This window comes from Pelagimonas sp. (genome assembly GCF_050633425.1).
Classification (GTDB): Bacteria; Pseudomonadota; Alphaproteobacteria; order Rhodobacterales; family Rhodobacteraceae; genus Pelagimonas.
Genome location: NZ_JBOEGM010000004.1, coordinates 455,051 through 474,856 on the forward strand (window position 1 = coordinate 455,051; position 19,806 = coordinate 474,856).

Here is a 19,806-nt window from a genome sequence, read left to right on the forward strand (position 1 = left end):
GATCAGGCGATGCCCAGTCTCAAGGACCTAAAAACCAGGATCGAGTCGGTCAAATCGACCCGCAAGATCACAAAGGCCATGCAAATGGTGGCCGCCGCAAAATTGCGGCGGGCCCAGGAAGCAGCCGAGCAGGCGCGCCCTTATGCCGCCCGCTTTAACGCCGTGATGGGATCGCTGGCTGCTGGTGTTGGTACCAGCGACAGCGCGCCGCGCCTTTTGGCCGGCACAGGCAAAAACGATGTGCAACTGCTGGTGGTCATGACCTCCGAACGCGGTTTGTGCGGGGGCTTTAACAGCTCCATCGTTAAACTTGCCCGTACCCGCATTGCACAGCTGCTGGCCGAAGGTAAAACAGTGAAAATTCTCACTGTTGGCAAAAAAGGCCGCGAACAGTTGAAGCGTGACTATGAGGCGAATTTCGTCGGTCACGTCGACCTGTCCGAGGTCAAGCGTCTTGGCTATTCCAACGCTCAGGACATCGCTCGCGATGTGTTGGCGCGTTTTGATGCTGATGAATTTGATGTGGCGACGATCTTCTTCTCGAAGTTCAACTCCGTCATCAGCCAAGACCCAACTGCGCTGCAGATCATCCCGGCCGCTTACGAAAGCGACGGGGAAGAGGCCGCTGAATCGACGCTCTATGACTATGAGCCCGACGAAGAAGCCATTCTTGCTGACCTGCTGCCACGTGGTGTGGCGACACAAATCTTCTCGGGCTTGCTCGAGAATGGTGCCTCGGAACAGGGCGCCCGGATGTCGGCTATGGACAACGCAACGCGCAACGCTGGTGACATGATCGACAACCTCACGATCCAGTACAACCGTTCGCGTCAGGCCGTCATCACGAACGAACTGATCGAAATTATCTCGGGCGCCGAGGCGCTCTAAGAATCGGAGAATAGAAATGGCTAACGCACAAGGCAAAATCACTCAGGTGATTGGCGCCGTGGTTGACGTCCAATTTGGCGACCACCTGCCTGAAATTCTGAACGCGCTGACAACCGAAAACAACGGCAAGAAACTGGTTCTGGAAGTTTCCCAGCACCTCGGCGAAGGTACTGTTCGCTGCATTGCTATGGACGCGTCTGAAGGGCTCGTTCGTGGTCAGGCAGTCGAAGACACCGGCGGCCCAATCACCGTTCCAGTTGGCGAAGCCACACTGGGCCGGATCCTGAACGTTATCGGCGAGCCGGTTGACGAAAAAGGCGACGTTGGCGCAACCGAATTCCGCGCCATCCACCAGCCTGCTCCTGAATTCGAAGACCAGGCGACAGAAGCCGAAGTCCTCGTGACAGGTATCAAAGTTATCGACCTGCTGGCTCCTTATGCCAAGGGTGGTAAAATTGGTCTGTTCGGCGGTGCCGGCGTGGGCAAAACCGTTCTGATCATGGAACTGATCAACAACATCGCCAAAGTGCACTCGGGTCTGTCCGTGTTCGCGGGTGTTGGTGAGCGGACCCGTGAAGGGAACGACCTGTACTACGAAATGATCGAATCTTCGGTTATCACCCCTGATAACCTCACAGACTCGAAAATTGCTCTGGTTTATGGCCAGATGAACGAGCCTCCCGGTGCGCGTATGCGTATTGCTCTGACAGGTCTGACCCTGGCGGAACAGTTCCGTGACGCAACTGGTACAGACGTTCTGTTCTTCGTGGACAACATCTTCCGCTTTACCCAAGCGGGCTCCGAAGTTTCGGCTCTGCTCGGCCGTATTCCTTCGGCGGTTGGCTACCAGCCAACTCTGGCCACTGACATGGGTGCGATGCAGGAACGTATTACGTCGACAAAGAACGGCTCGATCACCTCGATCCAAGCGGTTTACGTTCCGGCGGATGACCTTACCGACCCTGCACCTGCAACAACCTTTGCGCACCTTGACGCGCAGACCGTTCTGAACCGTGCGATCTCCGAACTGGGTATCTACCCAGCGGTTGACCCGCTCGATTCATCTTCGCGTCTGATGGACCCACAGATCGTTGGTCAGGAGCACTATGATGTTGCTCGTGACGTTCAGGGTATCTTGCAGCGCTACAAGTCGCTTCAGGACATCATCGCGATCCTCGGCATGGACGAACTGTCAGAAGAAGACAAACTGACCGTTGCCCGTGCCCGTAAGATTCAGCGTTTCCTCTCGCAGCCCTTCGACGTTGCGAAAGTATTCACTGGCTCTGACGGTGTTCAGGTTCCTTTGGAAGACACCATCAGCTCGTTCAAAGCTGTTGTGGCCGGTGAATATGACCATCTGCCAGAAGGTGCCTTCTATATGGTTGGCGGCATTGACGAAGTGCTGGCCAAGGCCGAGAAGCTGGCTGCGGAAGCTGCCTAAGTGGCGGTGGGGTTTAACCCCACCCTACATCTTTCCTTAACCGACGGGGCCGGCGGTGCCCGCACCGCCACCCCGGAGACGGAGACATAAAACATGGCAGACACGATGCAATTCGATCTGGTCAGCCCCGAACGTAGCCTGCTCACTGCGCAGGTCACATCGGTGCAGATCCCAGGTGCCGATGGCGACCTGACCGCGATGCCGAACCACGCTCCGCTGATCACCACCCTACGCCCCGGCGTCCTGACTGTGGACACCGACAAAGGCGTTCAGGAGTTTGTGGTCACTGGTGGCTTTGCCGAAATCGGTGAAAGCTTGTCGGTGCTGGCTGAGAAGGCGCTGCCCAAGGGCGACGTTGATCAGGCAACTTATGACGCATTGGTGGAAGAGGCCCAGGCCGTTTACACCCAGACCAAAGAAGCCGGTGCTTCCGTGGATGACGCAGCCAAGCTGCTGAATGACATGGTTGCCATTGCTGGCGCTGTTGGCCTGACGGAAAAACAAGCCGCTCTCTAAAGCTGGCGATTCCAAAACAAAGCCCCGGATGCCAAATCGGCAACCGGGGCTTTTTCTATTTTTCAAACGCACGACGCTGATATTCACTCGTCAAAACAGCATCGAGACGCATTTGCTTTTGCACATAGGTTTTGGCGCGCGGATCGAATTTTCGCCGAAAATTCGTTTTGCACAGTGAGTGCTCCTACCGACCTCTTAGCCATGTCTCAGGGCTTGCAGTGTTTTGTGCGCCACAAGCCCCGAAAGATCACTTGCGCCGCGTTGGGCGCGCATCGCCGCCTTTGCGCGGTGGGCCGAGTCTCTTGCTCGCCGACGCAGCACCGGGCTTGCCTTTGGGCTTACCAGCTGGCTTTCCAGACGGTTTCCCACCGGGCCCTTTCGCAAACGGCTTGCCACCGGGGCGGCCTCCGGGCTTCTTATCATGTTTGTCAAAAGGACGCCCGCCTTCTTTGCGCGCACCTTTGTTGTCGCTGCGGGGCTCAGCGCGGGTATCGTCGCGCGGTGCGCGTGATTTTCGAAACTCCGCTTCGCCGGCCTGCGCCTCTCCACCCCAAACAGCCTTGCCGCTAGACTTTACATGCGGTTTCTCGCGTGGCTTTTCGTCTTCACGACGCGGTTTATAGTCGGATTTGGGTTTGGCTGGACGGTCATCAAAGTCACGCTTTGGCTTGCCCTTGTACTCACCCCTTGGCCCGTCATCACGTCCACGAAACGGTTTGCCTCCGCCGGGCTTGGGCTTGGGGCCACGCGGGCCGCCGCGCTCTAGATCAGGGGCTTTGTCGAGCTTGCGAATGGTCATGCCTTCTTCAAGTTCACCACCATCGCCAACCTTGTCCAAGAACCCAGCCACGGCTGGCTGAGCCAATTCGACATAGGTTTCCTTTTGCTGAACGCGAATGGCACCGATCGAATCCTTGGTGATATCACCGGCACGGCAAACCAACGGCAGCAACCAACGCGCTTCGGCGCGATCATTACGACCAACAGACACTGCAAACCACGTGCTAGGGCCAAAGGGTGCGCGTTCCTTGCGCTCCTTACGCTCGGGCCGCGCACTGGGGTCAGCAAGCTCTTCCGGGGCGGATTTCCGGGCCTGATACAGCTTCAAATAGGCCGCTGCGATTATTTCGGGCGAATGCTGCTCCAAAAGCTTGGCAGCAAACTCCTTTTGTTCATCTGTGGTCTCTTCGGTCCAAACCGGATCGGTCAAAAGGCGTTCTTCATCCTTGCGCATGATCTCTTCTGCGCTTGGCGCTTCGACCCACTCCGCGTTCAGTTTGGCCCACTTGAGCAAGCGCTCAGCCTTTTTGGCGATCTTTGGCGGCACGATCAGTGCCGAGATCCCTTTTTGGCCCGCGCGACCTGTTCGGCCAGATCGGTGCAAAAGCGCTTCGGTATTTGTGGGCAAATCTGCGTGAATAACCAACTCTAACTTGGGCAGGTCAATACCGCGCGCAGCAACGTCAGTGGCCACACAGACGCGCGCACGACCGTCGCGCATCGCTTGAAGCGCATGGGTCCGCTCATTTTGAGACAGCTCACCAGAGAGGCTCACTACAGCGAAGCCACGGTTGGAAAAGCGCGCGGTCAGACGATTGACCGCAGCGCGAGTATTGGCAAACACAATTGCCTTTTCCGCCTCATGGTAGCGCAACAGGTTGATGATCGCATGTTCGGTATCTTGCTGGGCAACGCGCACCGCCTGATAGGTGATATCGGCGTGCTGTTGTTTGCCCGAAACGGTGGAAATCCGTTCGGCATTGTTTTGGAAGTTCTGCGCCAGCTTGGCAATCATCGGCGAAACAGTCGCCGAGAACATCAAGGTACGGCGATCCTCGGGGGCCTCGCCAAGCATGAATTCCAGATCTTCGCGAAAACCAAGATCAAGCATTTCATCGGCTTCATCCAAAACCACGGCCTTGAGGCCATCCATCTGCAACGATCCGCGTTCAATATGGTCGCGCAGACGCCCCGGTGTGCCGACCACAATATGCGCCCCGCGCGACAGTGCCCGGCGTTCATCGCGCATATCCATGCCCCCAACACAGGACGCGATCCAGGCTCCGGTTTTGGCATATAGCCAAGTCAATTCGCGTTTGACCTGCAGGGCCAATTCACGTGTAGGAGCGATGACCAAAGCCACCGGTGCTTCGGCCCGGCCCATATGTACGGCGTCACCCAAAAGCGTCGGCGCAATTGCCAAACCAAAGCCCACTGTCTTGCCCGATCCGGTTTGTGCGGACACCAACAGGTCTTTGCCCGCAAGTTCAGGGTTTGAACAGGCGGTTTGCACATCTGTGAGGGTGTCATAACCGCGTTCGGTTAAGGCGTCTTGCAATGGGGCAATCATCAGAGAATCTTTCGGCGGAGGAGGGGGTAAGGGCTGGCCTATATAGCGCAAAGGCCCAGATGTATATGCCAAAAGCGCCACAAGGCTAATGGCAACGCTTTTGAAACCTCTGTTTGGCATTCCCTTTTAGGTCAGAAGGGCGATATACCCGTATGGCGGGAAACGCGAAGGCCCGTTAGAAAGATAAGAGAACGATCATGCGTAAATATGTGGGCTCGCTCATCGGGGTGGATCAGGGCAACGAAGAAGTGTTTTCCGACTTTGCCACCGGAGGAGACATGTGGACAGGCCATGGGTCTCGTGAACGGCGCAAAAAGGTCAAATTCTCAGAGCCCTTTCGCAGCATTCCAACCGTTCAAGTGAGCCTGTCTTTGTGGGACATGGATCAGGGGGCCAATGTTCGTGCGGATATTACGGCGGACAAGATCACCGAAAAGGGCTGTGATCTGGTGTTTCGGACCTGGTCAGATACGCGCATCGCCCGCGTCCGCATGAGCTGGACCGCGATAGGAGAAGTCGCGTCGGACGATGATTGGGACCTATACTAGTGACCTCAGCACTAAAGAGGTTATCAGATCGGTGGGGAAGCGCCCCGGATTATCCCAATACAGTTGTTGAAGCTAAATCCCTGGATTGGGTGGAAACCGAGCTTAACGTTAAGCTCCCCGATGACTATCGCGATCAAGTCCTGGAAATTGGTTTGCCAAGAATTAGATTGGTTTTGCTTTCGGCCATCGTGGATAATGTTTTGCCGCTCTATGATCTCTGGGCACTTCTAACGCCAGAAGAGATTATCGTTGAAACCGAAGATTGGCGACACATCGGTATGCCCAATGATCTTGTTGTTTTTGGCAGGGATTCTTTGGGCAACAAGTTTTGCTTTTCGAACAAAGATATTGCGACCAGCGTACCATCAGCCAACGTGAGCTTTTGGGATCATGATTTTCAAGCCACGACCGTTATCGCTACGAGTTTTACGTCTCTGTTAAATGACTACACCAACGTGGGAACGCGAAATCTGTGGCAGAAAACATTTGGTGGGCACTACTAGAGCGCCCACCGTTTTGCGAGATATTTAGAGGATGCCTTCGTAAATCGGCCCGAGCACGTCGGTTTCAAACAGCGAAGATACCGACGTACCGTTCCAGATGTTCAGGATAGATTGCGCGAACAAGGGTGCAGTTGGCAGGACGCGGATGTTTGCGGCTGCGCGCACGGCTTCGGTGGGCTGAATCGAATCGGTCAGGACCAAGGTTTTCAAAACCGAGTTCGTCACCCGTTCGACCGCTGGGCCAGACATCACACCGTGCGAGATATAGGCGTGAACCTCGGTGGCGCCGTGCTCAAGGATCACTTCAGCCGCTTTGCACAGGGTTCCGGCGGTGTCGCACATGTCATCAACGATGATACATTTCTTGCCTTCGACATTGCCGATCACGGTCATTTCGGCAATCTCGCCGGGTTTCTCGCGGCGTTTGTCGACGATGGACAACGGGGCATTGATCCGTTTGGCCAATTCACGGGCACGGGCCACGCCACCAACATCGGGCGAGACAACCATCACGTCATCCAGGTCACCATCAAACTGGTTGAGGATATCCAGCGCAAAAATCGGTGAGGCATAGAGGTTATCAACTGGAATGTCGAAAAAGCCCTGAATCTGGGCGGCGTGCAGGTCCATGGTCAAGACCCGCTCGATCCCGGCTTCGGCGATCATATTGGCGACCAGCTTGGCCGTAATCGGCGTGCGGGCCTTGGTGCGGCGATCCTGACGGGCATAGCCGAAATAGGGCATCACGGCAGTGATCCGCGCCGCAGATGACCGACGCAGCGCATCGGCCATGACCAACAACTCCATGAGGTTGTCATTGGCAGGGTTCGACGTGCTTTGCATGATATACATGTCTTCGCCACGGACGTTTTCAAACACTTCGACGAAAACTTCGCCGTCGTTAAAACGTTCGATGCGGGCATCGACCAGATTGACGCCTCTGCCGCGATAGAGCGACATACGGCGGGCGACCGCTTCCCCAAGGGGGCGGTTGGCATTGCCTGAGATGATTTTGGGTTCAACGACAGTGGGCATGTGTGGGGCTCCGGAAGATGACGGATTCGTGACGTTGCGGTCGCCTTAACATGTGCCTAGCATTCGTACCAGTAACACCATCAGGAGAAGAGCATTGGCTCATATCGACTATTATTTCACGACTCTGTCACCGTTTGCCTATCTGTCAGGCATGCGGATGGAAGAGGTCGCAGCCAAGCACGGGGCAACGGTTACCTATAAACCCCTTGATATTATGGCTTTGTTCGCCCGAACTGGTGGCACTGCGCCCAAAGAACGCCATGCCAGCCGCCTAGAGTATCGCATTCAGGAGCTGGAACGCGCGCGGAAAAAGACCGGCCTGCCAATTAACCTTAAACCGATGTTTTGGCCCACAAATGCCGCACCTTCATCCTACGCGATCATCGCGGCGCAGGCCGCGGGCGGAGGTGACGTTGGGGCACTTGTGCATAGCGTGCTGCGCGCCTGTCACGTTGAAGACAAGGACATCTCTCAGGATGATGTGATCAAGGCTTGTCTTGAGGCGGCTGGATTTGATCCATCTTTGGCTGACAGTGGCCTTTTGGCCGGGGCCGAAACCTATGGTCGCAACCTTGAAGACGCGGTGGAGAAGGGCGTGTTTGGGTCGCCTTTCTATCTGGTCGATAGCGGCCAGCGGTTTTGGGGGCATGATCGGTTGGAGGATCTGGACGCGCATTTGGCGGGTGATCTTTGAACAGCGTAAACGTTCGGCGGTTCGGGTCAGGCCCGGACCGCGCCTTGTTGCTACATTGTTCGCTGGCGCACGGCGGGGTTTGGAAGACCGTTGTTGCGCCTCTGGCCGATCGGATGAGTTGTGTTGCCCCCGATATGCCGGGTCATGGCAAGACCCCAGCCTGGGATGGTCGTGGCGAAGTCCATGACGCTGTCACGGCCGGTGCCCGCCCGCTCTTGGATCGGCCAAGCCATATTGTCGGCCACAGCTTTGGCGCGACTGTGGCGATGCGTTTGGGGATGGAGCAGCCTGAATTGGTGTTGTCCTTGACCCTGATCGAGCCTGTGATTGTTGCCGCAGCGCGCGGCACCGATGTGTTTGATCGCTACCGAGAGCAATTGCAGCCCTATCTGGAGGCGCGCGGCTCCTCGGATTGGCCTGCTATGGCACGGGCCTTTCACCAAGCATGGGGGGGCGGCACACCGTGGGAAACCCTACCGAACCAAATGCGCGTTTCAATTGTGAATCTCATGCCGATGATTGCGGCGTCGGAGGCCTGTTTGTCGGAAGATTCATGTCATCTATTGGGCGAGGGGCAGCTTGAGAAACTCACCATGCCGGTGGCTTTTTTGCGCGGCGGTGACACGCAAAAGGTTGTTTAAGTCACCCATCAAAAGTTGATGGCGCGGATACCGCAGGCCACTGAAATTGTTGTGGAGGGAGCTGGGCATATGCTGCCCATCACGCATCCCGCCCCGGTGACACAAGTCATCGCGGCGCATTTGGATGCAGTTGTGAAATCATAAGGGGTAGGCCCGGTGCTGCGCCCGGAGCAGTGGGGGCGAACGCCCGGTCGCCCTTATTTCTTTTTCCCGACCTTGGGCTCGGTTCCGGCTTTGATCCGTGCGATGTTTTCGCGGTGCCGCCAATAGATCAAAAGCGTGAGCAAAAACCCCATCAACAGCAGATCACCACGGCCCATGACAAACATCCAGATGGTGGTCGACATGGCCGCAGTCAGGGCGCCTACGGATGAAATACGGGTGATTGCAAAAGCCGCAGCCCATGTGGCGCAGCACAGCAACCCAACCGGAAAACTAACGGCCAGCACAACACCAAGATAGGTTGCAACCCCTTTGCCGCCCTTGAATTTGAGCCAAATCGGGTAACAATGACCGACAAAGGCGAAAAAACCTGCGATCTGCATGGCAGAGGTGTCACCGGTTACGGCCTTGGCGATCAAAACCGCAATGGCCCCTTTGGAAGAATCCAGGATCAACGTGGCCAATGCCGCCGGTTTGTTGCCGGTGCGCAAAACATTGGTTGCGCCAATATTCCCCGATCCGATTTTGCGTAGATCGCCCAGGCCAAACAGCCGGGTGATGACAATGCCAAACGGGACAGAGCCAAGCAGATACCCCAAAAGCGCCCAAATCACGATGGTGGTCGGGTCTGTGTTAAACATCACGGTATCCTTTGTTTAGGCCTCATAGACCCGCTGGCCGCTGACCCATGTGCCCAGCACTTTGCCCTGAAGACGCGCGCTATCAAAGGGGGTGTTTTTGGATTTTGACCTGAGTTTGAACCGATCAAGAACAAAAGGTTTGTCAGCATCAAACAGCACGAGATCCGCAGGGGCCCCTTTGGCCAACCGACCGGCCGCAAGCCCAAGCCGCTTGGCCGGGTTCAATGACAGGGCGCGGAACAGGGTTGGCAGCTCCAATTCACCGGAATGATAGAGGCGCAACAGAACGGGTAGCATGGTCTCAAGCCCGACAGCACCGCTCGCGGCTTCTTCATAGGGAAGCCGCTTGCTTTCCTCATCCTGTGGTGTGTGAAAGGAGCCAATAATATCGATCAGCCCGTCGCGGACCGCGGCCACAATCGCCTGACGATCTTCCTCGGATCGTAGCGGCGGCTTGACCTTAAAGAAGGTGCGGTAGTCGGCGACGTCCAATTCATTCAATGTCAGGTGATGCATCGACGTCCCCGCCGTGACATCAAAGCCGTTGCGCTTGGCGCGTTCCAGCGACGGCAAAGCGCGTGCGGCGGTGATTACATCGGCATGGTATCGCGTGCCGGTCATCTCAACCAAAGCAATATCGCGATCCAATCCCATCCGCTCTGCCATCGGCGACACGGCAGGCAAGCCCCGCAACGTTGCGAATTTACCTGAGCTGACAGCAGCCCCTTTGGACAATGTCGGCTCTTGCGGGTGGCCCATGACAAGCGCATCAAGGCTCCGGGCATAGGTGAAGGCACGGGCCAACACTTTGGTATCGCGCACCACGTTGTCGCAATCGGTGAATGCAACCGCCCCGGCATCCATCAAGAACCCGAATTCGGTCATCTCGCGGCCTTCGCGACCTTTGGTCAGCGCGGCCATTGGCAACACATGCACAGGCGCGGCTTCGTTGGCGCGGCGGCGGATAAATTCAAGCGCTTCGGGCGTGTCGATACAGGGCATCGTGTCAGGGCGGGTCACAATCGTGGTGACACCCCCGGCTGCGGCGGCCTCGCCCGCGGTGCCATAACTCTCTTTGTGGCGCTCGCCGGGTTCGCCGACCTTGACCCCGATATCAACAATACCGGGCGCAAGGCATTTGCCCTTGGCATCCACAATATCTGCATCGGAAACGCTTGGGTCTGGCGTGTCAAACCGTTCAGAAATCACACCATTTTCGATCAGAAGCGCGCCGAGCGCGACACTGTCCCCTTCGGGGTCGATTAATTTGGCGTTGGTTATCAGGGTCTTGGTCATGTCGTCTCTCCCGAGGCGGAGCGGGCGGCGTTGATGGCGTTGATCGTGGCCTGCGGGTCTTCTTGGAATTTGATCAGATGTTTGTCACCGGCGGTGGTGATCAGCTGTACGGCAGATCCGATGGATTTGACTTTGACCACATCGGATAGGAAAATCCGGCGTTCCGCTGGGCCGCTTAAAACGCCGTTTTCCATGACCCATCTATGGCCAAGCTCTTCGTCGCTGAGGTACCAGCCGCGCAATGCAACTGCGGCGGCACCACCCACCAAACCTGTCCAGGCATGGGGGTTCCCGGCAATCCACAGCACGCCAAAGCCAAGTGCCATGGCTACGACGCCCATTATCTTGTGCGTTTTGATATAGGTGGCGCGGTCGGCTGAAAAAACTGTCATCGCAAGATCGCCGCCAGAATGAGAAGGGCCAAAATACCCAGACCAACTAGCGCAAGTTTCAAAAACGGAGACGTGCTGCGGTCTGGCAAATCGGCGGACCCTTGTCCCAACAATCCCTTGACCCCGTCGCTGCGCAGCTTGGGCCCACGCGGTTTGGGCGCGGTTTCATTATAGGTGCCGATCAGGCGCAATTGCGGGGCAATGGTCAGGGTTTGAGACGTGTTGTCAAAGGCTTGGGCAGGCAGAATAACCAAGTGCCCCGTAAGCGCGTCGAGCTGATTGCGCTCTGCTTTGAAGTCCGAACCGGCCAGACCATAGGCATCGGCCAAATACTGCGACAGGCGCATTTTTTCCAGATCGCGCAGATCAACAACATCGACAAATCCATTGCGCAGGGTTGTCGCTCCCAGTGCATATTTTAGCGGCCATTCCCCAGTGCCAGCCTGAACGGTAAACCGCTCAATCGCTTCGGCAGGGAGGTCCAGTTTGAACACACGCAAGGTCGTGTTGTCTGATCCATTTACCTCGATTTGCATCAGGCCATGACCTCCTTGGGATTGGCCCGCAGATTGCGCGCCAAGAGGTCCATCGCGGCCATACGGACGGCGACACCCATTTCGACCTGATCCTGAATCACAGAGCGGTTGATGTCGTCAGCCAGCGTGCCGTCAATCTCGACACCGCGATTCATCGGGCCGGGATGCATGACAATGGCATCCTCCTTGGCGACGGAAAGTTTTTCCGCATCAAGACCATAGCGGTGATAATACTCACGCTCCGACGGGATGAAGCCACCATCCATGCGCTCACGCTGCAGACGGAGCATCATGACAACGTCAACACCATCGAGGCCCTTGCGCATGTCGTCGTAGACCTCGACACCAAAATGTTCGATCCCCGAGGGCATCAGGGTCGACGGGCCGACCAGACGGATGCGGTTTTCCATTTTATGCAACAGCAAGATGTTGGACCGGGCCACGCGACTATGGGCAATATCGCCGCAAATGGCGATGTTGAGCCGGTGCAGGCGGCCCTTGGCGCGGCGGATGGTGAGGGCATCCAAAAGCGCTTGAGTCGGGTGTTCATGTTTGCCGTCACCCGCATTGAGCACGGCGCAATTCACCTTTTGCGACAAAAGATCGACCGCGCCGGAATGTGGGTGCCGCACGACCAAAAGATCGGGGTGCATGGCGTTTAGGGTCATGGCGGTGTCGATCAGGGTTTCGCCCTTTTTGATCGAACTGGCCTGCATCGCCATGTTCATAACATCCGCACCAAGCCGTTTACCCGCGATTTCAAAGCTCGCTTGGGTGCGGGTCGAGTTTTCGAAGAACATGTTGATCTGCGTCAGGCCCGCAAGGGAATGGGCGTGTTTGTCACGGCTTCTGTTAAAGGTGACGTATTGGTCGGCCAGATCGAGGATCGTGGTGATCTCGTCGGGGCGAAGAGGCTCAATGCCGAGAAGGTGGCGTTGATCGAAACGCATATGGTGGCTCCTGACGGTTTGAGCCTTCATAGAAAGGGCAGCGGGCTTGGGCAAGGGTTTGGACAAGAGCGAATAAGCACTGTGACACTCGGCCCACCTGTCCTTGCCCCGATCCTCCTTTGCACGTCGCAGCATTTCTTGCCGTTCCCTCTGCGGCCTAGGGGGGTTAGAGTGGCGCGATGGATTCGGCGATTGATTGGCATACGGCGCGCGCCATGTTGGAGTGGCAGGCGGAAATGGGTGTGGATGAGGCAATCCTCTCCGCGCCCGTAGATCGTTTTGCAGCCGAGGAAGAGGCGCGTGCCAAGGCAGAGGCTGCGGCGGCGATGCCCAAACCGGGGCAGGCCCCTGTCCGTGTGGCCGAGCCCAAGATCGACCCCATCGAAGACGCTGTAAAGGCTGCGAAAAATGCCGCTGACCTGCCAGCCTTGCAACAGGCGATGGCCGACTATCCGCATTGCCCGCTCAAGAAAGGCGCGCGCAATCTGGTGTTTGCTGACGGGGTGGCGGGGGCCAAAGTCATGCTGATAGGAGAGGCACCGGGGCGGGACGAGGATTTGCAAGGCAAACCTTTTGTTGGCCGAGCCGGGCAGCTCTTGGACAAGATGCTGGCCGCGATTGATCTGTCGCGGGACACGAATGCCTATATCACCAATGTGTTGCCATGGCGCCCGCCGCAAAACCGCGATCCAAAACCCGAAGAGATTGCGATGATGTTGCCGTTTTTACAGCGCCACATCGCCTTGGCAAATCCGGAACTTATTGTGATCGTTGGAAATATTTCCTGTCAGGCCCTAATGGGTAAACGCGGGATCAGCCGTTTGCGGGGGCAATGGGCGCAAGCCGAAGGCCGGCCTGCAATGCCGATGTTTCATCCGGCTTATTTGTTGCGCAATCAGGCGGCCAAGCGTGAAAGCTGGTCTGACCTGTTAGAGATAAAGGCCAAGCTGGAGGGGCTGGGATGATCATTGATCCTATTGTTTTGATTGCATTTATTCCGGCTGGCCTCGCGCTTAACATCACGCCCGGAGCGGATATGATGTTTTGCTTGGCGCAAGGGCTTCGGGGCGGCGCGCGGCCGGGCTGGGCCGCCTCTGCGGGCGTGTCGGCGGGGGCCTTTGCGCACACGTTTTTGGCGGGGATAGGCCTTGGCGCATTGGTCAATGCAAATCCGAGCGCTTTTGAGGTAATCCGGTGGGCCGGTGTCGGCTATCTTCTTTATATTGCTTGGAAAACCCTCCGCACGCCGATTGGGTCATCCGACGCCAAACCGTTAACCCCGAGCCGCGCGGCTTGGCAGGGCTTTATGGTTAACCTAACGAATCCAAAGGTTATTTTGTTCATTCTCGCCTTTGTCCCGCAATTTGTTGACCCAAGCCGCCCCGTGCTGCCGCAGTTCTTGATCTTTGGCACATTGCTGGCGATTGGCGGGCTTGTTGTGAATGGGTTGGTTGGGCAATTTGCCGGGCAGATGCGGCACCGTTTGACCCAAGGCAGCACCACCGAACGCGTGACCCGATGGATCACTGCAACCTTGTTCGGGGGGCTGGCGGTTCGGCTGGCGCTCTAGGCAATATGTACAAAACGCTGCTTGTTTGGGGGATATTGCCCCCAGACCAAATCGCCACTTGGATCGTTACATTTGGTTAACACGTCGCATTGAAGCCATGGCGATCTGGGTCAAGACTTTGATCAGAACAGTCGCCCAAACATCCGCTAAGGAACCCCCATGTCGCGCATTGACGAAAGCAAAGAATTTATCCCGGTCCGCATCGCAGTCTTGACCGTGAGCGATACCCGGAAATTGGCCGAGGATCGTTCGGGCGATACGCTGGTGGCGCGACTGGAAGAGGCGGGGCATAGCCTTGCTGATCGTAGAATCGTGCAAGATGAGCGCGATGTGATTTCGGCCCAATTGCGCGAATGGATCGCCGATTCAGAGATAGATGTGATCATCTCAACCGGCGGCACAGGGTTGACCGGGCGCGACGTGACGGTTGAGGCGCATCGTGATGTCTATGAAAAGGAGATTGAGGCGTTTGGCACGGTCTTCACCATCGTTTCGATGCAAAAAATAGGCACTTCGGCGGTTCAAAGCCGGGCAACGGGGGGTGTTGCCGGTGGCACGTATCTTTTTGCTTTGCCGGGCAGTCCGGGCGCATGCAAGGATGCTTGGGACGAGATTTTAAAGGCTCAGCTCGATTATCGGCACCGCCCTTGCAATTTCGTCGAAATTTTTCCGCGTTTGGACGAACATCAGCGACGGAAATAATGCGGGGCCGCGTTTAACCCTGCGTGACTTGGATTTTTACGTCTGACCGCTACATTTATAGAAACCGCCTAAAGCGAGGGTAGCCATGCGTTTTTTGCGCAAAAGCCTGACTGGCCTGTTCTTAGTGTCGATGGCACTGGGACTTCTTGCCTATGCAGGGATCATGGTGCGTGACGCCGTTCAAGCCTATTTGGACGAGGAACCTCGCTCGCGCCCGGCGCGCGAACGGGTTTTTGCGGTGAATATGGTGCCTGTGGAATTCGGACCCGTGGTGCCGGAACTGTCGGCCTTTGGTGAGATTCACAGCCGCCGCACATTGGAATTGCGCGCGGCAGCAGGCGGGGCCTTGTTGTCACTGGATCCGGTTTTTGTTGAGGGTGGGCGTGTCGAGGCGGGGCAATTGTTGGCGCAGGTTGATCCGGCCCACGCGCAATCGACGCTTGACCGGGCCGAAAGCGATGTGCTGGACGCGCAGGCCGAACAGCGGGATGCGACGCGGGCGCTCGACATTGCCAAGGATGAGTTGAAGGCGGCGCAAGAGCAGGTTGGCCTGCGGGAACAGGCGCTTAAGCGGCAAAATGATCTCAAGGACCGTCGGGTCGGTACTGCGGCGGCGGTTGAAACGGCGGAGCTGGCGTTGTCATCTGCGACCCAGGCGGTGTTGACGCATCGCCGCGCGGTGGCCACAGCGGAATCGCGGATTGATCAGGCGGTGACCCGATTGCGCCGGGCCGATATTGCCAAGGAAGAGGCCGAGCGCCTATTGGTTGATACCGAAATTCGGGCCAAGTTTGCCGGGACATTGTCGGATGTGACGGTGGTGGCCGGACGGTTGGTGTCGGCGAATGAGCGTCTGGCACAACTGGTTGACCCGGAGCTGCTCGAGGTCGCATTTCGGGTGTCGACCCAGCAATATGCGCGGCTTTTGGACGAGAACGGCCGCTTGCGCGAGGCACCGGTGACGGTGACGTTGGATGTGTTTGGCACCAATATTTCGACCAGCGGTCAGCTGAGCCGCGAAGGTGCGGCGGTGGGCGAAGGGCAGACCGGGCGGCTTTTGTTTGCCGATCTGGAAGCGCCGCGCGGGTTTAAACCCGGTGATTTTGTGACGGTGAAGTTGCAAGAGCCCGAGCTGCGGCGCGTGGCGCGATTGCCGTCATCGGCGCTGAATGCGGCATCTGAGGTGCTGGCGATTAACGATGATAGCCGGTTGGAAGTGGTTCCGGTGACCTTGCTGAGGCGACAAGGCGATGATGTGTTGATCCGTTCGCGTGATTTAACGGGGCGCGAAGTTGTGGCGGAGCGCACGCCGCTTTTGGGGGCGGGGATTCGTGTCAAACCCATTCGTCGTGATGCCGATGCGGCAGATGCGGGCCCCGAAATGGTTGAACTCACGGATGAACGGCGCGCCAAAATCCGCGCTTTTGTTGAGGCCAATCAACGGATGCCAGCCGAAGCCAAGTCGCGGATCTTGGGCCAGCTCGAAAAACCGTCGGTGCCGATGCAGATGGTGGAACGCATTGAATCGCGGATGGGGGGCTAAGCCATGGCGCGACGGGTCACCAAGGCCGCGGGCGGCATTTTAAGCTACTTTACCCGTCACCCCACACTGGCCAATTTGGTGCTTGTGGTGCTGATCGCCGCCGGTCTGATGGCCGCGCCGAATATGCGGGCGCAGTTCTTTCCTGATGTGGTTCTGGATGATGTGACGGTGCGCGTCACGTGGGACGGTGCGGGTGCCGAGGATGTGGACGCTGCGATTGTGCAGGTGCTTGAGCCTGCGCTTTTGGCGGTCGAAGGGGTTGAACAATCGGGCGCGTCGTCAAGCGAAGGCAGTGCCGTTATTGCGCTGGAGTTTGAGCCTGGCTGGGACATGGCCCGTGCAGCGGATGATGTGCAATCAGCGGTCGATGCGGTGACAACATTGCCCGAAGACGCCGATGACCCCAAGGTTCGGCGGGCGGCCTGGCGCGACAGGGTCACCGATCTGGTGATCACCGGGCCAGTCGGCGTAGACCAATTGGCGCGGTTCTCGGATGAATTGGTGGTTCGGTTGTTTGCCGAAGGGGTGACCCGGACAACGATCCGGGGCCTTGCTGCGCCCGAAACCGTGATCGAGGTGCCATCGGCCAACTTGATCGCCTTTGACATAACGATGCGTGACATCGCAACGGCCATCGCCGCCGAGGTGGATACCGATCCGGCGGGCGATGTGGGCAGCGCAGGGGCACGGGTGCGCACCGGCGTCGAAAAACGCACAGCGCGCGATATTGGCGGGATTGCGTTACGCTCCTACGCGGATGGGTCCAAATTGACTGTGGCCGATGTGGCCCGGATTGAGGTCGAAGGAATCGACCGCCAGCGTAGTTATTTTGTCGGGAACAATCCGGCGATTTCGATCCGTGTCGACCGCACCGCCCAAGGTGACGCTATCGGAATTCAGCATGCGGTTCAGGACGTGGCGGATGAGTTCGAAGCCTCTCTGCCCGATGGCGTCCGCATTGATCTGATCCGCACGCGGGCTGAGGCGATTTCGGGGCGGCTTGATATCTTGCTCGATAATGGGTTGACCGGGTTGGCCATGGTTGTTGCGCTGTTGTTCTTGTTCCTCAATGCGCGCACCGCTCTTTGGGTCGCGGCGGGCATTCCCACCGCGATGCTGGCGGCCTTGGCGTTGATGTATCTGTCGGGGCTGACGATCAACATGATCTCTCTCTTTGCGCTGATTATCACGCTTGGGATTGTCGTGGATGACGCGATTGTGGTGGGCGAGCATTCCGACCATCTGTCGAAACGTGGCCTGAGCCCCTACGAAGCGGCGGAAACTGCGGCGCGGCGCATGGCGTTGCCGGTGTTTTCCGCAACCCTGACCACGGTGATTGCGTTTTTCGGGCTGACGGCGATTGGTGGTCGGTTTGGCGATATGATCGCCGATATTCCCTTTACCGTGATTGTGGTCTTGCTGGCTTCGCTGGTCGAATGCTTTTTGATTTTGCCGCATCACATGGCCCAAGCTCTCAAACATTCGGCGCAAGAGCATTGGTATGATTGGCCGTCACGGATTGTGGATCGTGGATTTTGTTTTGTGCGCGACCGGTTGTTCCGCCCGTTTATGCGTGTGATTGTGGCGGCCCGTTATGTGGTGATTGCCGGGGCGGTTGTTGCCTTGGCGAGCCAAGTGGTTTTGCTCATTAGCGGAGATGTGCAATGGCGCTTTTTCAACGCGCCTGAACGCGCTTCGGTCACCGGGAACTTTGCCATGGCTCCGGGGGCGACACGGGCGGATTCGCTGGAACAAATGCGGATGTTCCAAGTGGCGACAGAAGAGCTTGCTGCGGAATACGAAGAGAAACACGGCCGCAACCCGCTGCTTTATGTCGTGGCAGAAGTTGGTGGTAATTCGGGGCGCGGATTGCGTGGGGCGGACACCAAGGATTTGGATCAGCTGGGCGGCATTTCGATAGAATTGATTGATGCAGACCTGCGCCCCTATTCAAGCTTTTCCTTTGTCGGAGAGCTGCAAGACCGCGTGCCGCGCCATCCGCTTGTTGAAACGCTGACATTTCGCGGTTGGCGATCCGGGCCCGGTGGCGACGCGCTGGATGTTGAGTTTTATGGTGCGTCTTCAGAGGTGCTCAAGGCGGCGTCAGAGGATTTACAAACCGCCGTCGCACAGTTTTCCGAGATTTCGGCGGTCGAAGACAATCTGGCCTATGACAAAGAAGAGCTGATCCTTGAGCTGACCGCACAAGGCAAGGCGCTTGGTTTTGAAATTGATGGGCTGGGGCGGGTGTTGCGCGACCGGCTGGGCGGGATCGAAGCGGCGACATATCCAGACGGGCCGCGCAGTGCTGCGATCCGGGTGGAACTTCCGACCGGTGAGCTCACGGCGGATTTTCTGGAGAGATCTCGGATGCGGACGCCCGAAGGTGCCTATGTGCCGCTGGCCGATATTGTCAGTGTTGAACGGCGCACCGGGTTTTCGACGGTCCGGCGTGAAAATGGCATTCGGGTGATTTCTGTCACCGGGGATTTGTCAGAAGACGATCCGGCCCGCGCGACCGAGATCATAACGATTTTACAAGACGAAATCCTGCCCGCCATCGCGACAGAGCGACAGGTTGAATACAATATTTCGGGTCTGAGCGAGCAGGAAAACGATTTTCTCAATGATGCCAGAAACGGCCTGATCTTGGTTCTTTTGGGGATTTATCTGGTTTTGTCCTGGGTCTTTGCCAGCTGGACGCGGCCTTTGGTGGTGATGGCGATTATTCCGTTTGGACTGGTTGGCACCATCTATGGGCACGCCTATTGGGATGTCCCGCTCAGCATGTTTACCGTGGTTGGGTTGTTGGGAATGACCGGGATTATTATCAACGATTCCATTGTTTTGGTGACCCAGATTGATGAATACGCCGCCGATCGCGGCCTTGTTCCGTCAATCATTGACGGCGTGGCAGACCGCTTGAGACCGGTGTTTTTGACCACCGCCACAACGGTTTTGGGCCTTGCGCCGCTTTTGACGGAACGTTCGGCGCAGGCGCAGTTTTTGAAACCGACGGTGATCACCTTGGTTTATGGCTTGGGCTTTGGGATGATTTTGGTTTTGTTGGTGGTGCCGGCCTTGGTGGCGATCCAGCATGATGTGGCCCGCTATGTGGCGGCGCTGAAACGCGGGCTGCGGTTTCGCGGCATGGCGATTCGGCTTTGGATGCTGTTGGGGATGGCCGGGGTGCTGGCCTGGTTGGCCGCAACATTGGGGCACACGGCGGTGTATGGCGGATTGCCTGCGCAGCTGGCGCAAGGGCCGCTGGCTCAGATGGCCCCGAACATTGCGGCCTTTGGCTTGTTTGTGCTCGGGGTTGGGGTGCTGAGCCTGGTGTTTTACGTGTTGGGTGGTGTTGGCATCGGCGTCAAACGGATGATGCGCAGCTAAGGTCG

Annotated in this window: 19 protein-coding genes; 12 read left to right on the forward strand and 7 right to left on the reverse strand. The window is 57.4% G+C overall.

The genetic code is table 11. The features are described from left to right. Positions 1-9: 9 nt before the first annotated feature. The 3 genes from ACRBB0_RS04120 to ACRBB0_RS04130 all read left to right on the forward strand — a co-directional run bounded on the left by ACRBB0_RS04120 (position 10) and on the right by ACRBB0_RS04130 (position 2,845). Positions 10-888, forward strand: coding sequence for a F0F1 ATP synthase subunit gamma (locus ACRBB0_RS04120; RefSeq protein WP_431373129.1), 879 nt, complete (start codon positions 10-12; stop codon positions 886-888). Between the two features lie 16 nt (positions 889-904). Continuing rightward, positions 905-2,329 (forward strand): F0F1 ATP synthase subunit beta, encoded by a 1,425-nt coding sequence (gene atpD, locus ACRBB0_RS04125; protein WP_431373130.1) that lies wholly within the window; start codon positions 905-907, stop codon positions 2,327-2,329. A gap of 93 nt (positions 2,330-2,422) precedes the next feature. Further along, on the forward strand, positions 2,423-2,845 hold the full coding sequence (locus ACRBB0_RS04130) for a F0F1 ATP synthase subunit epsilon (protein WP_431373131.1): 423 nt from the start codon (positions 2,423-2,425) through the stop codon (positions 2,843-2,845). 247 nt (positions 2,846-3,092) lie between these two features. Here ACRBB0_RS04130 and ACRBB0_RS04135 read toward each other — a convergent pair whose 3' ends face one another. Further along, positions 3,093-5,195, reverse strand: coding sequence for a DEAD/DEAH box helicase (locus ACRBB0_RS04135; RefSeq protein WP_431373132.1), 2,103 nt, complete (start codon positions 5,193-5,195; stop codon positions 3,093-3,095). Between the two features lie 197 nt (positions 5,196-5,392). Between ACRBB0_RS04135 and ACRBB0_RS04140 the strand changes: the two genes are divergently transcribed. Then, positions 5,393-5,743 carry an H-type lectin domain-containing protein gene (locus tag ACRBB0_RS04140; RefSeq protein WP_431373133.1) on the forward strand — a complete coding sequence of 117 codons (351 nt, stop codon included), beginning with the start codon at positions 5,393-5,395 and terminating at the stop codon, positions 5,741-5,743. Further along, a complete protein-coding gene (locus ACRBB0_RS04145) occupies positions 5,743-6,246 on the forward strand; it encodes an SMI1/KNR4 family protein (protein ID WP_431373134.1) in 504 nt (167 codons plus the stop codon). Before ACRBB0_RS04140 ends, ACRBB0_RS04145 begins: the two co-directional genes overlap by 1 nt. A 24-nt stretch (positions 6,247-6,270) precedes the next feature. On the opposite strand, the gene ACRBB0_RS04150 is transcribed toward ACRBB0_RS04145, so the two are convergent. Then, positions 6,271-7,281: a ribose-phosphate pyrophosphokinase gene (locus tag ACRBB0_RS04150; protein WP_431373135.1), complete on the reverse strand. Its 1,011-nt coding sequence runs from the start codon at positions 7,279-7,281 to the stop codon at positions 6,271-6,273. Between the two features lie 94 nt (positions 7,282-7,375). Between ACRBB0_RS04150 and ACRBB0_RS04155 the strand changes: the two genes are divergently transcribed. Further along, complete coding sequence (locus tag ACRBB0_RS04155; protein WP_431373136.1) at positions 7,376-7,975, forward strand: 2-hydroxychromene-2-carboxylate isomerase; 600 nt, start codon at positions 7,376-7,378, stop codon at positions 7,973-7,975. Further along, a complete protein-coding gene (locus ACRBB0_RS04160) occupies positions 7,972-8,616 on the forward strand; it encodes an alpha/beta fold hydrolase (RefSeq protein WP_431373137.1) in 645 nt (214 codons plus the stop codon). Before ACRBB0_RS04155 ends, ACRBB0_RS04160 begins: the two co-directional genes overlap by 4 nt. 197 nt (positions 8,617-8,813) lie before the next feature. On the opposite strand, the gene plsY is transcribed toward ACRBB0_RS04160, so the two are convergent. The 5 genes from plsY to ACRBB0_RS04185 are packed head-to-tail and all read right to left on the reverse strand — an operon-like array spanning position 8,814 to position 12,593. Beyond that, positions 8,814-9,419 (reverse strand): glycerol-3-phosphate 1-O-acyltransferase PlsY, encoded by a 606-nt coding sequence (gene plsY / locus ACRBB0_RS04165; protein ID WP_431373138.1) that lies wholly within the window; start codon positions 9,417-9,419, stop codon positions 8,814-8,816. Between the two features lie 15 nt (positions 9,420-9,434). Next, complete coding sequence (gene pyrC / locus ACRBB0_RS04170) at positions 9,435-10,715, reverse strand: dihydroorotase (protein WP_431373139.1); 1,281 nt, start codon at positions 10,713-10,715, stop codon at positions 9,435-9,437. Next, entirely contained in the window at positions 10,712-11,107 is a 396-nt protein-coding gene (locus tag ACRBB0_RS04175) for a hypothetical protein (protein ID WP_431373140.1), read from the reverse strand. Before ACRBB0_RS04175 ends, pyrC begins: the two co-directional genes overlap by 4 nt. Beyond that, positions 11,104-11,643 carry an aspartate carbamoyltransferase catalytic subunit gene (locus tag ACRBB0_RS04180; RefSeq protein WP_431373141.1) on the reverse strand — a complete coding sequence of 180 codons (540 nt, stop codon included), beginning with the start codon at positions 11,641-11,643 and terminating at the stop codon, positions 11,104-11,106. Before ACRBB0_RS04180 ends, ACRBB0_RS04175 begins: the two co-directional genes overlap by 4 nt. After that, positions 11,643-12,593 carry an aspartate carbamoyltransferase catalytic subunit gene (locus tag ACRBB0_RS04185; protein WP_431373142.1) on the reverse strand — a complete coding sequence of 317 codons (951 nt, stop codon included), beginning with the start codon at positions 12,591-12,593 and terminating at the stop codon, positions 11,643-11,645. Before ACRBB0_RS04185 ends, ACRBB0_RS04180 begins: the two co-directional genes overlap by 1 nt. A gap of 179 nt (positions 12,594-12,772) precedes the next feature. Here ACRBB0_RS04185 and ACRBB0_RS04190 point away from each other — a divergent pair, with 179 nt between their 5' ends. The 5 genes from ACRBB0_RS04190 (at position 12,773) to ACRBB0_RS04210 (ending at position 19,801) form a co-directional block, all read left to right on the forward strand. Further along, complete coding sequence (locus ACRBB0_RS04190) at positions 12,773-13,558, forward strand: uracil-DNA glycosylase (protein ID WP_431373143.1); 786 nt, start codon at positions 12,773-12,775, stop codon at positions 13,556-13,558. Next, positions 13,555-14,163 (forward strand): LysE family translocator, encoded by a 609-nt coding sequence (locus tag ACRBB0_RS04195; protein ID WP_431373144.1) that lies wholly within the window; start codon positions 13,555-13,557, stop codon positions 14,161-14,163. The genes ACRBB0_RS04190 and ACRBB0_RS04195 overlap by 4 nt, the downstream gene beginning before the upstream one ends. A 159-nt stretch (positions 14,164-14,322) precedes the next feature. Further along, entirely contained in the window at positions 14,323-14,865 is a 543-nt protein-coding gene (gene moaB / locus ACRBB0_RS04200) for a molybdenum cofactor biosynthesis protein B (RefSeq protein ID WP_431373145.1), read from the forward strand. An 85-nt stretch (positions 14,866-14,950) separates the two neighbouring features. Continuing rightward, the gene (locus ACRBB0_RS04205; protein WP_431373146.1) at positions 14,951-16,408 is read left to right on the forward strand and encodes an efflux RND transporter periplasmic adaptor subunit; all 1,458 of its coding nucleotides are present in this window, start codon (positions 14,951-14,953) and stop codon (positions 16,406-16,408) included. 3 nt (positions 16,409-16,411) lie between these two features. After that, positions 16,412-19,801, forward strand: coding sequence for an efflux RND transporter permease subunit (locus tag ACRBB0_RS04210; RefSeq protein ID WP_431373147.1), 3,390 nt, complete (start codon positions 16,412-16,414; stop codon positions 19,799-19,801). Positions 19,802-19,806 lie beyond the last annotated feature (5 nt).